This window comes from Meishania litoralis (genome assembly GCF_042611095.1).
Taxonomy (GTDB): domain Bacteria; phylum Bacteroidota; class Bacteroidia; order Flavobacteriales; family Flavobacteriaceae; genus Meishania; species Meishania litoralis.
The window spans coordinates 747,581-761,419 of the sequence record NZ_JBHFPV010000001.1 but is presented as its reverse complement, the minus strand read 5'-3'; the positions used below and the strand labels follow the sequence as shown (position 1 = coordinate 761,419).

Below are 13,839 nucleotides of genomic sequence, written 5' to 3'. Positions count from 1 at the left end.
CGATATCTCAAAATTAGTTTTTCATTTGTTTTTTGATGAGTTTTAAGGCCCAATCATAATGACTTGAGGTAGCCGATATCAAATAGGCTCCTAATGAGGTGCTTCCTGTCCAGTGATACTTTTTCTTTGTAAAGAGTTCTTCATTTGAGTGATTTTTGATGATATTTTGAACTTCTTCAAACGAGCTTTTCAATAGTTTTTTAACCTCATCTAAACCGGTTTTGCGATACTTCAATTGAATTTCTTTGTTCAGCTCTGGCATGGTCTTCCATGTATAACCCTCGGCCGGCATCTGCGGTTTTTTTCCTGCCATTCCTATTTTGTACCAATCTAATAGCAAAAGGTGCCAGTGGTGCAGATGTGCCAGTACGTCACCGATATTTCTGTTCAAGGTGCCCTCGCGAAAAGACTTCAATTGTACTTCTTTTGAAAAACTTTCAATAAAGTTGAATAATTTTTCGAAGTTTTTTTGACTTAGTGTCAACAGTTCTTCTTTGGTCTTCGGTCTTGCCATTTTTCAATTGTTTTATTTCTCTATTAACCGCTCGCTACTGGCCTTTTCCAATACTTCCCTATGGTCTGGATGTGCAATCGAGATCAGCGCCTTCGCCCTTTGCTTGAGGTTTTTGCCAAAAAGATTGACGACGCCATATTCGGTGGCCACATAATGTACATGGGCCCTTGTGGTCGTCACTCCGGCACCTTGCCTCAAAAAGGGTACTATCTTGGAGACATTTTTCTTTGTGGTCGACGATATTGCAAAAATAGGCTTTCCTCCTTCTGAAAGTGAGGCGCCGCGAATAAAATCCATTTGACCGCCGACACCTGAAAATTGATAGCTTCCAATGGTATCAGCGCATACTTGGCCGGTCAGGTCGATTTCGATGGCACTGTTTATGGCCGTAACTTTCGGGTTTCTTCTTATTCGGGCCGTATCATTGGTGTAGCCCGAATCCCTAAAATCGCAAATCGGGTTGTCGTCTACAAAATCATATAGTTTTTGGGAGCCTACCGCAAAACAACTGACTATCTTGCCTTTTTTGACCACTTTTTTCTCGCCCGAGATCACACCGCTCTTGACCAACGGTAATATTCCGTCTGAAAACATTTCGGTATGAATGCCCAAGTCTTTGTGGTTGTTCAGGTTTGACAGTACGGCATTCGGAATGTTGCCGATACCCATTTGCAAGGTCGCCCCGTCTTCGATTAACGAAGCTACCTGGACACCTATTTTATTTTCTATTTCAGTAATCTCCGTAGGTTCATGTTGGTGAATGGGCCGGTTCACTTCGATAGCAAGTTCAATTTGGTTGGTATGCACGATACCCGTACCATGGGTCCGGGGCACTTGAGGGTTGATCTGCGCGATTATCTTTTTGGCCGTTCTGATGGCGGGAAGTGCGACATCGACCGACACCCCCAACGAACAGTACCCGTGATTATCGGGCGGTGAAACCTGAACGATGGCTACGTCTAAAGGTAGAATGTTCTGTTTGAACAGAAGGGGAATCTCGCTCAAAAAGATGGGAATGTAATCTGCCCGAAACGTATTTACCCCTTTTCTGACATTTCCTCCGACAAAGCATGAGTTGAGGTTGAAAGCCTTACAATAGGGTTCTTGAGTATATTGGGCCTCTCCCTCTGTATGTATTGAGATGATTTCTACGTTTTCAAGCTCTACATAGCGTTCACACAATGCGTCGATCAGTTCGTTGGGAGTCATTGCCGCTCCTTGAACGAACACGCGATCGCCAGAACGTATTACTGATACGGCCTCGGCCTTTGAAACAATCTTCATTTTTTTGGAATAATTTGAAGGGGCAAATTTCAATAGGAATACCCACTAAAAACATGAGCTATGTCATGTTTCTCAAGATGCTGGTAACAAAAAAGGGGAAACCAATGGTCTCCCCTTCAAATTGCAACAATCTGTGTTAGTTTATAGGTTTGCCCAAATGACTGTTATAGAACTTCCAAGCTTCGGCTGCCACATCACGACCTAATTGTAGTCCTGCTACATTATCAGCTTGAATATGGTAACCGCCCATGACACGCGATATACCGGCCATATTGGCCGTTTCTGTAAAAGTTGGGAATTTGAGTATGACAGGTTCGCCGAAATTTTTCGAATCGGTTTCGGTCATCGAGCCGGGAATCAGTTCGACCTGCTCACCAAAATAATCGTCTCCTGTAAAAAGCCTGAGCGCTTCTCCACAAGCCCCACTAATAGTACTATGGCCAGAAGTATAACTAGGGAAGGGCGGACATAAAAAGATATCGGGCGAATAAGGTCGCCACTGATCGCCCTGCATTTCTATCACACCTTTTCCGGGTCCGCCCCATGCTTTGATGACCTGATCTTGATAGTAATCGTGTACGAGGGCGTACGGCCGCGCATAGTCATAGAACATCTTAGAATCCCATGAGGCAATAAAGGCATCCATTGCGACGATTTCAACAAGAAAATACATTTTTACATCCTCGTCGAGAGTATGGTTGTCCCTTCTGGAAACATCTTGGGCGAATTTTAACCAATGTCCCGCCTGTTGTACCGACTGTGGTCCATCACGCATAAATTCTACCAAAGCTTTGTCTTCATCGGTAAGGTTGGCCTGTAGGTCGATGACTTCTTTGACTTCCTTTTCAAGTTGTTCAGAACCTACCATTGGCGGAGGGCCTGGCCTGAACTGATCGGCAGACTTCAAGGTTATCGGTTTTACATGCTGCCAAAAAGGGGTAAGGCAACCAGGAGCATATTGCCCGCCTTTTCCGTCTGAAAAGTATTTAGGTTGCCAACGATTGATATCCGTATTTAGGTCGGCAGTGTTGACCGGATTGTAGTTCGTATAGTCAAAATAGGGTTCGCCGTTAGATCCTTCTACTTCACCGTACTGGTTACTACCATCGTTCTTTCGGGCTTCGATGACCGCTTTTGCCGCAAGATTGCCAATGCCTTCGGGCGTATTTGGATCCATGGAGACATTATCGGGATCGAGACCCAGTTCGACCATTAGCTTTCGGAACATTTCGGTATCGGAATAATAATATTCCTTCATTGCCCCAAAAGCGGCATAGCTTATGGCGATTTCTTTGTTGCCAATACTATGTTCTTTTGCGGGTCTCCGGTCTACATTCTTCAAGTACACAGGAACTGCATTTTCATCATAGCGTGACCATGCATCGAAAATGGATACGAAAATCAGGCCTAAATAACGGGAGGTTATGGTCGGTCTTGGTTTGAAACGCTCCGTGTCGGATGCCGTGGCATCCAAAGCCATCTTGCCCCATTTATAGGCTACGTTCTCTATACCGGTCGGTTCGTTCGCCTCGACTTCTTGCGCATAAAGGCCATGCGTAAAAAAATATGGGCTCGCTATCAGTAAAAATAAAAAAATGTGTTTCATCTAGTGTTCGAGTATTTGGGCGTTAAATATATGAACCATGCCATGATTTAAAAAATTTTCAAGTCAAAACCCTCGACATAAACTGGTAAAGCTCATGCATCTGCGGTTTTCCTTTATGTTTGCCCACCCTTCCGAAGAAATAGAGCACGACCCACAAAACGACCATAAAGCCCATAAGGGCTAGTTGAAGGGTGTACGATTTGCCCAATGAAGAACTTGAATAGGCCCAAATTCCTAATATGATGAATATGGTCGCAACGCCAAAATGCAGGAACATGAAAAAGGTCCATAGGGTGGGGTTGGGCCCGAAAATACCAAAGAGCCGACTATTGTTTTCATCCATTTCGACAATCTCTAAATGTAATTGTGGAGACCAAAAATGATTGTGCTTCGCATTGAACTTTATAAAAATATGCTCGTCCAACCTTTTTACCAGAAACGGTTTGACCTCTGAGTCTTCAAAAGCCTTAAGCAGTTTCTCGTGATGGTCGGGAACTTCTAACTGAAACCGCGGCCTGAGTACAATGTCGTTCGGTATGGTTTTCACATGTTAGCAGTTATGTTCTAGTTATGGCATTGCACTTCTGCCGTAATCATCTCGGTAACGGGTTTGGGCGACACGTACGGTATGCCCAGACCGAGACCGCGCAATATAAAAAGTAGGGCCACCAGGACCACAAAGGCCGGAATCATTTTTTGTACTTTTCTTCGAGCCCCTACTTTAAGAAGGTTTCCGAAATAGATGGCACTGGTCATGAGGGGAATAGTTCCCAACCCGAACAATACCATGTATAGGCTGCCCTCAACGGCGTTACCCATAGCGATGGCGCCGAACAAGGCCATATAGACAAGGCCGCATGGCAAGAATCCGTTTAAAAATCCAATGGTCAGAAATGTATCCGGGGTTTTCTTTTTGAGCTCTTGACCAAGACGGTTTTTTATACTCGATATAATTCTATAAACCGGCTTTGAAAAGTTGTATTTGGCAAATGTTCTGTAAGGAACGAGTACTATAACGATCATCAAGACACCGATTGCAATCGATAGTTTTTGTTGCATTCCGAAAATATACAGGCCTTTGCCCACGAGACCAAAAACCAGCCCGATAATGCCATAGGCCATGAGCCTTCCGAAATGATAGATAAATATCTGACCGAATTTTTTAAAATTGTTCGACCTGTCTACCGGAAGCATAAAGGCAATGGGGCCGCACATGCCCACGCAGTGGAGGCTTCCCATAAGACCCAGTATTATTGCGGATAACAGCATTTCAATAGGTTATACTTTCTTTGTGCAAATATTCCTCTCCTAGATACTTCCATGAGATTTTTATGTCCCAGCGACCATCCAACAGGCGTTTGTCAGGTATGAGCAAATGTGAATTGGATAAACTTATGGGTAAGTCGAAATCCAAGTGCTTATTGGATGGTCTATATAGGAACACATTGCCTTCTAACTTTTTAGTATCTACCTTCTCAGGAAAGACGACCAACAACCCGTCAGGTGTTCTTTTTAACTTTAATTTGAGATCGGCATTCTTGGCACTGGTCTCTGCGTCGATTTCTTTTTGGTAACCAAGCTCGTCTTTATAATAATCTTTTGTGACCAAATCGTGATTGGCGCGATCATCGGTTGCCATGCGAACTACAAAGAATAGTATAAAACTTATGAATACGATGAAAGCGATTACGATGCCTGTTCCCCAATTTATTTTCATAGTATTCTAATTATAGCTTCTCGGCGCCAAAAATCTTGCAGTTGTCGTTTCGACCAATTTATCATTGCTATAGACCCCGATTTTCAGTTTGTCTTTATCACCATTGAGTTCAGATGCGTTGATTTCGATGAACAAGGTGCCCTCGGCCAATTCTTCGGCAGGTACAATGAAACTTTCGTGGCGTACCAGTTTGATTTCTCCTTTATGGGATATCAATCTAAAGGTAACATCTTTGACATCTTCGGTAGTTTTATTCAACAACTTATAGGTATATACATTGCTTATAATATTGCCTTCCTTGTGTTCGTATAACTGCCCGGGCAACCTTAGAATGTTGGCCTCTAGGTCGTTTCTCAAGAAAAGCATACCGATCAATACCCCTGTCAAAATGGTCAATACGGCGGTATAGCCTTTCAGGCGCGGGGTGAACTTGAATTTTTCTTTTTTGGTAATCTCGTCTTCACTGGCATAGCGGATCAACCCTTTTGGGAGGTTTACCTTTTCCATTATGGTATCGCACTCGTCGATGCAGGCGGTACAGTTTACGCATTCAAGCTGGGTCCCGTTTCTGATATCTATTCCCGTCGGACAAACGTTCACACATTGAGAACAATCGATACAATCGCCATGGCCGAGTGCCTGGCGGTCTTCGTTCTTTCGCCATTTTTTTCGACCGTTTTCACCTTCGCCCCTTTTATGGTCGTAGGCTACGACAATCGATTTGTTGTCCAATAGAACGCCCTGCATTCGTCCATACGGACAAGCGATGATACAGACCTGCTCTCTGAACCATGCGAACACAAAATAAAAGACTGCCGTAAAGATCAATAGTGAGACCATTGTACTGATGTGGCGTAACGGCCCGTCTGTGATGTATTGGATTAGGCGATCGCTACCTATGAGATAGGCCAAGAAAACATTGGCTATGATAAATGAAATGATAAAGAAAATCGTCCATTTTAATACCCGTTTCCTGATTTTCTCCGCATTCCAAGGTTGGCGGTCCAATTTGATCTGTGCGCCGCGGTCGCCGTCGATCCAATATTCGATCCTTCGAAAGACCATCTCCAAAAAAATAGTCTGGGGGCACATCCATCCGCAGAAAATACGCCCGAAAGCTACGGTGAACAGGGCGATAAAAATGACCCCGATAATCATCGAGATTACAAAGAGGTGAAAATCCTGTGGATAAAACGGGAAACCGAAAATGTTGAAACGACGTTCAAGAACATTGAACATCAAGAACTGGTTACCGTTGATTTTTATAAAAGGTGAGGTCACCAAGAAAATCAACAAGAAATAGCTGACGTATTTTCGGTAGTTGTAAAACTTGCCACTCGGTTTTTTAGGAAAAACCCAAGCCCTTTTGCCATCTTCTTTAATGGTGCCGATGGAATCCCTAAAATTTTCCTGATCCTGTGCCATTTCTTTTTCCTTCTGCTCAGCTAGTCCCTCACGACCTCATTGGGAATATTGTAATCAATTGATCGCCACCGTTGTCGAGTCGGTTACGACTATGGTCGAATCAGTGACCTGTTCGGGAATTTCCTGTTTCGGTACGTTCGGATCTACCCATAGCTCACCTTCTGGAGCTTTCGGATTGGCGGGCGTGGTACCGGTTATTTCTTGCAAAATGTAGCTTGCTACCTGTGCCATTTCGACCGGTTTAAGGGTTTGTTTCCATGAAATCATACCCTTGCCGTCGCGACCGCCTTCCGATATGGTCGTAAATACTTCTTTAATACCTCCTCCCAAGATCCAGTGGTCGTCGGCCAGGTTCGGCCCGATACCGCCACCGCCATCGGCCATATGGCAGGCTACACAGTTGTTTTCAAAAACCGTCTTGCCCGCGCTAATGTCGGCTGCATCGGTCAAAAGCTCAACGGTACTGGCATCTACCAAACCTTTGGCCGTTTTTTTGTAGGCCTCGATTTCCAATTGGGCAGCGGCTACTTCCTGTTCATACTCCAAATCTTGGTCGTAATCTTTAAAAATATGGAACCTTACCAAATAGATGACACCGAAAATAATGGTTGCATAGAACATCCAGACCCACCATGGCGGCAAATTGTTGTCCAATTCACGAATACCGTCGTAATTGTGATCGAGAATGATTTCGCCCTCTTTCTCGATGGGTTTGTTTCCAGTGATTTTTTTCCAGAAATTTTTGCCCCATTCCCATTCCCAGGCCTTTGACTTCGATTCGAGATAACGGGTCTGTGCCTCTTTGGTCATTGATTGGAACATCACATTTTCAACCGAATTCAGAATTAATTCGATGGCGATCAAGATCAACAATACCATCAACATGAAGAACTGGGTGATCGGGTATTCGATAAAGGCCGGTTTGTCACCGGAATCTATAAAGTATTCCATCAGTCCGAGAATGAGGAAAAACAGTACGGGGATGCGTATCCACCAAGGAATATTCGTTCTCATAATAAATCTTCTTTAGGTTGGTTGTTATCATTTTCCAAAGGCAGTTCGCTGACTTCTTTGATGTACGCTTTCGAGGCGGTAAATACCCACCAAAAAAGCAGCGCAAAAAAAACAAAGAAGATAAGTAGCGATATCATGGGGTAGGTAGCTACACCTTCGATACTCTCCATGTGGTTTTTTACAAATTTTAGCATGACTCTTTTTAGATGTTAGATTTTAGAAGTGGGATGTTCGACTGGATCGTTGAAAAATATCGTCCTCTTTTCTTTAATCCGATGTCGAACATCCCATATCCTATTTATTTTGAGATAGCATTTCGTCAGTATCCTTTACTTTGATATCCGTACCCAAACGTTGCAGGTAGGCTATGAGCGAGACGATTTCCCTGTCGCGCATTTCCACGAATTCCTGACCGTTTTCGGCGGCATATTTTTTGTCGGCCTCATAAGTCTTGGCAAAATCGGGATCCGTATAAAGGTTTTTCTCTATTTGCTCGGCCTGTTCGGCCATATTGGCCTGGGCATTGGCAATATCCTCGTCCGAGTAGGGAACACCCAACGAGACCATGGCCCTCATCTTGGCCTCTATTCCGCTACGGTCATGTTTATTGCGTACCAGCCATTGATAGGCGGGCATAATGGAACCTGAAGAGGTACTCTGCGGGTCGTACATGTGGTTCAAGTGCCAGTTGTCGGAGTATTTCCCACCGACCCTTAATAAATCGGGGCCTGTACGTTTGCTGCCCCATAGGAAGGGATGGTCGTATACGAACTCTCCCGCTTTGGCATATTCACCATAACGCTCTACTTCACTTCTGAAAGGCCGGATCATTTGAGAGTGGCATCCCACACAACCTTCGCGTATGTACAGGTCGCGACCTTCCAGTTCCAATGGGGTGTAGGGTTTTACACTTGTTATGGTCGGAATGTTCGATTTGACCAAAATTGTCGGTACGATCTGGATGATGCCCCCGATCAAAATGGCAACGGTGGCCAAAATCGTCAGTTGGATCGGTTTACGTTCCAACCAGGTATGAAAGGTCTCCCCGGCGGTTCTATGCTTGGCCACACGTGTCAATGGAGCAGCCTCGGCAAGTTCGTCCTCGACCTTGCTGCCTGAACGGATGGTGACCACGACATTGTAGATCATTACAATGGCACCAATAATATATAGGCTTCCGCCGATAGCACGCATCCAATACATGGGTATGATTTCGTTGACCGTTTCCAAAAAGTTGCCGTAGACCAACGTGCCATCAGGATTGAAATCCTTCCACATCAAGGCCTGGGTGAAACCTGCGACGTACATCGGCAATGCATAAAGAATGATGCCCAAGGTGCCTATCCAAAAGTGAAAATTTGCCAATCCGACCGAAGCCAATCGTGTCTTGAACATTTTCGGTACCAACCAATAAATCATACCAAAGGTCAAGAAACCGTTCCAGGCCAGGGCCCCTACGTGTACGTGGGCAATGATCCAATCACTAAAGTGAGCGATAGCGTTCACATTTTTAAGGGAAAGCATCGGCCCTTCAAAAGTAGCCATACCGTAGCCGGTAATGGCGACCACCATAAATTTTAAAGTCGGGTCGGTACGAACCTTGTCCCATGCCCCACGAAGGGTAAGTAATCCGTTTATCATACCGCCCCAAGAAGGTGCGATCAACATAACCGAAAAGGCGACCCCAAGGTTTTGTGCCCAATCAGGTAGTGCGGAATACAATAAATGGTGAGGGCCGGCCCATATATAGATAAAAATCAAGGACCAAAAGTGAACGATCGACAGTCGATACGAATAGATAGGCCTATTTGCCGCTTTGGGCACGAAATAATACATGAGTCCCAAAAAAGGAGTGGTCAAGAAGAATGCCACCGCGTTATGACCGTACCACCACTGAACCAGGGCATCTTGAACACCAGCATAGACCGAATAACTTTTCAAGGCACTTACCGGAAGTTCGAGACTGTTAAAAATATGGAGTACCGCCACCGTTACAAAAGTGGCAACGTAAAACCAAATGGCAACATATAGGTGACGTTGCCGGCGCTTGATCATTGTACCGATCAGGTTGACACCGAAAGCGACCCAGATCAAGGCAATGGCGATATCGATAGGCCATTCAAGTTCTGCATATTCTTTAGAGGTGGTGTAGCCCAAAGGCAAGGTGATGGCCGCGGCAACGATTATCAATTGCCAGCCCCAGAAATTGATGTTGCTCAGCAAATCACTGAACATACGTGCCTTTAATAAACGTTGGGTGGAGTAATATACGCCTGCGAAAATGGCATTGCCCACGAATGCAAAAATAACCGCGTTGGTGTGCAATGGCCGTAAACGTCCAAAACTCAACCAAGATATGCCATCGGTCATATTCGGGAATAAGAACATAAAGGCCAACAATAGGCCTACGGTCATACCCACTATACCCCACAGCATTGTCGCATAGAGGAATTTTTTTACGATCTTGTTATCATAATAGAACTGCTGTACTTCCATAATCAAACTTTTTTATTTAGTTGGTTTTTCTTTGTTAGGTTTTTTGTTTTTCAGTTTTTTTGATGAAGCCTGAATCGTTGTAGGTTTGACCAATTCGTCATCGAACAGCATACGTACCGATGGAGTATAAGAATCATCGTATTGTCCACTTTTGACGGACAAAATAAATGCTGCGAAGAAGATAACGGCTACAACAATACTGATTGTCAATAACACATAAATAACACTCATACCTACCTGAATTCGGATGTAAAACTACATAGCGGCTTTATTAATAAACATGACATATATCATGTTCATGGATTATTTCAAATTTCTTCCCAATAAATTGGTCATCAAGGTCGCAAAGGCGACTACGCTAATCGAACTCAGTGGCATTAGAACTGCAGCTATTACGGGCTGTAATTGGCCCGTTACCGCGAAATAGAGTCCGACCAGATTGTATAGTAACGACAGTACGAAGCTGAGCTTGATAATTTTCATTGCTTTTTTGGACGCGAGGATATAAGCGTACAATTGCCGAAATTTCGAAGCATCCAAAATTCCATCACAGGCAGGGGAGAAAACGTTGACGTTTTCCGAAATGGCGATACCTACGTCGGCCTGAGCCAAGGCGCCCGCGTCGTTCAGTCCGTCACCTACCATCAACACTCTTTTGTTCTTTTCTTGTAAAGCTTTTATGAACCTTAATTTATGCTCGGGCTTTTGGTTGAAATAGAAAGGGGTAAGTTTCGGGAGCAGTGTTTCAAGTCTCGTTTTCTCGCCCGCATTGTCCCCAGAAAGAACAGCGAGATTCAACGTTTCCGACATTGCTTGAAAGACTTCCGAAACACCGTCTCGATATTGATTGTGAAATATATATTTGCCTTTGTAGCTATCATTGCTGCTAATATGCACCGAGGTGTTCAATACATCCGATGGTTGCTGGTTTCCGACAAAATCCGCCGATCCGATCTTAATACTTCCGTCACCCTTCGTGCCTTCGACGCCTTTGCCCAAATGTTCTTCGTATTCATCCAATGTATAGATATTCTGTTCGGCCAACAATTCATATAGCGTTCTGCTCAATGGATGGTTCGAAGCGCGAAGCGTATTTTTCAAAAGAGACTCTTCTTGCGCCGTCAACGGCATTCCTTCGTAAGTCGCCGTACTTCTTTTTGTGGTCGTGATGGTTCCGGTCTTGTCGAAGATCGCCGTGTCGATCTGGGCCAATTGTTCGATTGTTCGTGTATCTTTTAGGTAGAATTTTTTTCGGCCGAATATTCTCAACATGTTGCCCAGGGTAAATGGTGCGGCCAGGGCAATGGCGCAAGGGCAGGCTATAATAAGCACCGCCGTAAATACGTTCATGGCCTTGCCCGGGTCGAAATAAAGCCAAAAGGCCGTTGCCACGGTCGCTATTGTCAATACAGCCAGCGTAAATCGCTTGCCGATACTGTCAGTCAAGGTTTGGAATTTACTCGCTTTATCTTCCTGAAAAACAGCATTGCCCCAAAGTTGCGTCAAATACGATTGTGAAACCGATTTAAGGGCTTCCATCTCTATGGCGCCCTGCAATTGTTTGCCACCTGCAAAAACCTTGTCGCCCGATTCCTTGCGTACCGGGTGCGATTCTCCGGTGACAAAACTATAATCAATGCGCGCATTTCCACTGATAAGGATTCCATCGACCGGAATCAATTCGCCATTGCGGATCAGCAACCGATCACCCCTCTTGATTTGATGAACCTGGGTGCTTTCTTCCTTACCGTTCGAGGTTATACGGGTTATGGCAATCGGAAAATACGATCTATAATCGCGCTCAAAAGAAAGAAACGAATAGGTCTTCTGCTGAAAGAACTTGCCCAACAATAAAAAGAACACCAATCCGGTCAACGAATCGAAAAAGCCGCTTCCCCAATCGAAGATGATCTCTATGGTACTGCGCATGAAAAGTACGAGAATACCCAACGCGATAGGTACGTCTATGTTCAATATTTTAGAGCTGAGGCCCTTGTAGGCCGAAATAAAATAATCCCTTCCGGCATAAAAGACAACGGGAAGCGAAAAAGCGAACATCAGCCAACGAAAAACATCCTCATAGCGGTTGAGCCAAAACTCGCCACCAGATTCGGTACTTGATGACAAGTCAAAATAATCGGGAAAGGAAAGGAACATTACATTGCCGAAGGCGAAGCCGGCAACCCCCAATTTGTAGACCAGGCTCCGATCGTTTCCTTTTTTCTCGTTGTCGAAATCATCCAGCGAAATGTAAGGTTCATAACCTATACGGGCCAGTAATACGACCAATTCCTTAAGTGAAATATCGGTGCTTTTGTACGATACGCGTATTGTTTTTTTAGGAAAATCAACTTGCGAATCGGTAATATGGGCATTGAGTTTTTTAAGGTTTTCAAGCACCCAGATACACGAACTACAGTGAATATGCGGAATGTAAAGATTTACGATCTGAAGGCCATTATCATTGAATTCCGTCAATCTTTCGATAATGTCTAGATTGTCGAGAAAATCGTATTTTCCCTCGATGGAGTTTGGGGTAGCGCCCGCTGCCGCCTGAATATCATAATATTGCGAAAGGTCATTGCTTGAAAAAATTTCGTAAACCGTCTTGCAGCCGTTGCAACAGAATTCTTTTTCGTCGAATTCGATCGGGTCTTTGCCACAATCATCACCACAATGATAGCAATTGCGTCTATCCATTATATTTGCTTATACCTAGGGCAAAGGTGCAAAGCGAAGACCATACATAAAATGATAATTGTCAGGTTTTGCTTATATTGCCAATACTAAATTTGTGATCAAGGTATAAAAATTATGGAGATGGAAAGTAGGTGTGAAAATTGTATCATTCGACAGTTTAACGCGCTTCGCGCCATGAACAAGGATGAGCTGAAAAAAGTTTCTGATTCCAAGGTTTTTAAAAAGGTCAAAAAAGGCGAGGCACTTTTTGAGGAAGGTGAAAAATTGGACGGCGTATTCTGTGTTCGTAACGGGGTTTCCAAATTATCGAAGTTAAGTGCCAATGGCAAGGATCAAATCGTAAAATTGGCCAGTAAAGGCGAGGTAATGGGGCAGCGTTCGGTCATAGCCGAAGAGTTGACGAATTTAAGTGCCGTTGCCATTAGCGATATGGAGGTTTGCTTTATTCCGAAGGAAATTATATCCGATACCTTGAACACGAACCCCAATTTTGCCGTGGAAGTATTAAGGCACATGGCCCATGACCTAAAGGAAGCCGATGACGTTATCGTGAACATGTCGCAAAAAACGGTCAAACAACGCATGGCAGAGGCCTTTCTTTACCTTAAGAACAATTACGGTGAAGACGATGATGGATTTTTAAGCCTGACACTTTCGCGTGAAGATTATGCAAACGTCGTAGGTACGGCCACTGAATCGTGTATTCGAATTATTTCGGACTTCAAAAAGAATGGCTTTATTAAGACTTCCGGAAAGAAAATTGGGGTCATAGAAGAACGAAAACTTTTAGATTTGGTCGAAGGGTTTTGAGATAGGTCATACCCGCTCTATGAGTTCATGAAAAATGCCCAAACGGCAAAGCCGTTTGGGCATTTTCATTTTTGATTATTTGTCTGGGTTCTATGCCGAATGCTGTTTTGCCCTACCGGTAAATCGATTTACAAACCGGTATTGATTACTGTGCAGCATTTATTGGTAGAGTTCTTCGTTCACTTCGACGGGAATCTGCAGATTGGGAAACTTGATTTTGTAAAGATTGTCATTTCCCCTTTCGAGAAGTGAAACGTTGATAGCTTCTTTCTT

Annotated in this window: 13 protein-coding genes; 1 reads left to right on the top strand and 12 read right to left on the bottom strand. The window is 44.1% G+C overall.

Features of this window, described 5'->3' with window-relative positions; all coding sequences use genetic code 11:
• Nucleotides 1-13: 13 nt before the first annotated feature.
• The 12 genes from ACEZ3G_RS03435 to ACEZ3G_RS03380 form a co-directional block, all read right to left on the bottom strand.
• Complete coding sequence (locus ACEZ3G_RS03435) at nucleotides 14-514, bottom strand: ClbS/DfsB family four-helix bundle protein (protein WP_432424076.1); 501 nt, start codon at nucleotides 512-514, stop codon at nucleotides 14-16.
• A gap of 12 nt (nucleotides 515-526) precedes the next feature.
• Entirely contained in the window at nucleotides 527-1,798 is a 1,272-nt protein-coding gene (locus ACEZ3G_RS03430; RefSeq protein WP_432424075.1) for an acetyl-CoA hydrolase/transferase family protein, read from the bottom strand.
• Nucleotides 1,799-1,934: 136 nt separating this feature from the next.
• Nucleotides 1,935-3,404: a vanadium-dependent haloperoxidase gene (locus ACEZ3G_RS03425; protein ID WP_432424074.1), complete on the bottom strand. Its 1,470-nt coding sequence runs from the start codon at nucleotides 3,402-3,404 to the stop codon at nucleotides 1,935-1,937.
• A gap of 58 nt (nucleotides 3,405-3,462) precedes the next feature.
• On the bottom strand, nucleotides 3,463-3,951 hold the full coding sequence (locus tag ACEZ3G_RS03420; RefSeq protein ID WP_432424073.1) for a GTP-binding protein: 489 nt from the start codon (nucleotides 3,949-3,951) through the stop codon (nucleotides 3,463-3,465).
• Nucleotides 3,952-3,968: 17 nt separating this feature from the next.
• Nucleotides 3,969-4,673: a sulfite exporter TauE/SafE family protein gene (locus ACEZ3G_RS03415; RefSeq protein ID WP_432424072.1), complete on the bottom strand. Its 705-nt coding sequence runs from the start codon at nucleotides 4,671-4,673 to the stop codon at nucleotides 3,969-3,971.
• A gap of 1 nt (nucleotide 4,674) precedes the next feature.
• On the bottom strand, nucleotides 4,675-5,121 hold the full coding sequence (locus ACEZ3G_RS03410) for a FixH family protein (RefSeq protein WP_432424071.1): 447 nt from the start codon (nucleotides 5,119-5,121) through the stop codon (nucleotides 4,675-4,677).
• Nucleotides 5,122-5,127: 6 nt separating this feature from the next.
• Complete coding sequence (ccoG, locus tag ACEZ3G_RS03405; protein WP_432424070.1) at nucleotides 5,128-6,546, bottom strand: cytochrome c oxidase accessory protein CcoG; 1,419 nt, start codon at nucleotides 6,544-6,546, stop codon at nucleotides 5,128-5,130.
• Nucleotides 6,547-6,600: 54 nt separating this feature from the next.
• The gene (locus ACEZ3G_RS03400) at nucleotides 6,601-7,560 is read right to left on the bottom strand and encodes a cbb3-type cytochrome c oxidase N-terminal domain-containing protein (protein ID WP_432424069.1); all 960 of its coding nucleotides are present in this window, start codon (nucleotides 7,558-7,560) and stop codon (nucleotides 6,601-6,603) included.
• Complete coding sequence (locus tag ACEZ3G_RS03395) at nucleotides 7,557-7,754, bottom strand: CcoQ/FixQ family Cbb3-type cytochrome c oxidase assembly chaperone (protein ID WP_432424068.1); 198 nt, start codon at nucleotides 7,752-7,754, stop codon at nucleotides 7,557-7,559. The genes ACEZ3G_RS03400 and ACEZ3G_RS03395 overlap by 4 nt, the downstream gene beginning before the upstream one ends.
• A gap of 100 nt (nucleotides 7,755-7,854) precedes the next feature.
• Nucleotides 7,855-10,056 (bottom strand): cytochrome-c oxidase, cbb3-type subunit I, encoded by a 2,202-nt coding sequence (gene ccoN / locus ACEZ3G_RS03390; RefSeq protein WP_432424067.1) that lies wholly within the window; start codon nucleotides 10,054-10,056, stop codon nucleotides 7,855-7,857.
• Nucleotides 10,057-10,068: 12 nt separating this feature from the next.
• Nucleotides 10,069-10,287, bottom strand: a complete 219-nt coding sequence (ccoS, locus tag ACEZ3G_RS03385) for a cbb3-type cytochrome oxidase assembly protein CcoS (protein WP_432424066.1) — start codon at nucleotides 10,285-10,287, stop codon at nucleotides 10,069-10,071.
• Nucleotides 10,288-10,359: 72 nt separating this feature from the next.
• Entirely contained in the window at nucleotides 10,360-12,756 is a 2,397-nt protein-coding gene (locus ACEZ3G_RS03380; protein WP_432424065.1) for a heavy metal translocating P-type ATPase, read from the bottom strand.
• Between the two features lie 120 nt (nucleotides 12,757-12,876).
• Between ACEZ3G_RS03380 and ACEZ3G_RS03375 the strand changes: the two genes are divergently transcribed.
• Nucleotides 12,877-13,566 (top strand): Crp/Fnr family transcriptional regulator, encoded by a 690-nt coding sequence (locus ACEZ3G_RS03375; RefSeq protein WP_432424064.1) that lies wholly within the window; start codon nucleotides 12,877-12,879, stop codon nucleotides 13,564-13,566.
• Nucleotides 13,567-13,839 lie beyond the last annotated feature (273 nt).

What these genes read in the sequence shown, in the direction of transcription:
- ACEZ3G_RS03400 (WP_432424069.1), bottom strand. Translation starts at nt 7,560, where the DNA reads ATGAGAACGAATATTCCTTGGTGGATACGCATCCCCGTACTGTTTTTC.
- ACEZ3G_RS03425 (WP_432424074.1), bottom strand. Translation starts at nt 3,404, where the DNA reads ATGAAACACATTTTTTTATTTTTACTGATAGCGAGCCCATATTTTTTT.
- ACEZ3G_RS03435 (WP_432424076.1), bottom strand. Translation starts at nt 514, where the DNA reads ATGGCAAGACCGAAGACCAAAGAAGAACTGTTGACACTAAGTCAAAAA.
- ccoS (WP_432424066.1), bottom strand. Translation starts at nt 10,287, where the DNA reads ATGAGTGTTATTTATGTGTTATTGACAATCAGTATTGTTGTAGCCGTT.
- ACEZ3G_RS03380 (WP_432424065.1), bottom strand. Translation starts at nt 12,756, where the DNA reads ATGGATAGACGCAATTGCTATCATTGTGGTGATGATTGTGGCAAAGAC.
- ccoG (WP_432424070.1), bottom strand. Translation starts at nt 6,546, where the DNA reads ATGGCACAGGATCAGGAAAATTTTAGGGATTCCATCGGCACCATTAAA.
- ACEZ3G_RS03375 (WP_432424064.1), top strand. Translation starts at nt 12,877, where the DNA reads ATGGAAAGTAGGTGTGAAAATTGTATCATTCGACAGTTTAACGCGCTT.
- ACEZ3G_RS03410 (WP_432424071.1), bottom strand. Translation starts at nt 5,121, where the DNA reads ATGAAAATAAATTGGGGAACAGGCATCGTAATCGCTTTCATCGTATTC.
- ccoN (WP_432424067.1), bottom strand. Translation starts at nt 10,056, where the DNA reads ATGGAAGTACAGCAGTTCTATTATGATAACAAGATCGTAAAAAAATTC.
- ACEZ3G_RS03415 (WP_432424072.1), bottom strand. Translation starts at nt 4,673, where the DNA reads ATGCTGTTATCCGCAATAATACTGGGTCTTATGGGAAGCCTCCACTGC.
- ACEZ3G_RS03430 (WP_432424075.1), bottom strand. Translation starts at nt 1,798, where the DNA reads ATGAAGATTGTTTCAAAGGCCGAGGCCGTATCAGTAATACGTTCTGGC.
- ACEZ3G_RS03395 (WP_432424068.1), bottom strand. Translation starts at nt 7,754, where the DNA reads ATGCTAAAATTTGTAAAAAACCACATGGAGAGTATCGAAGGTGTAGCT.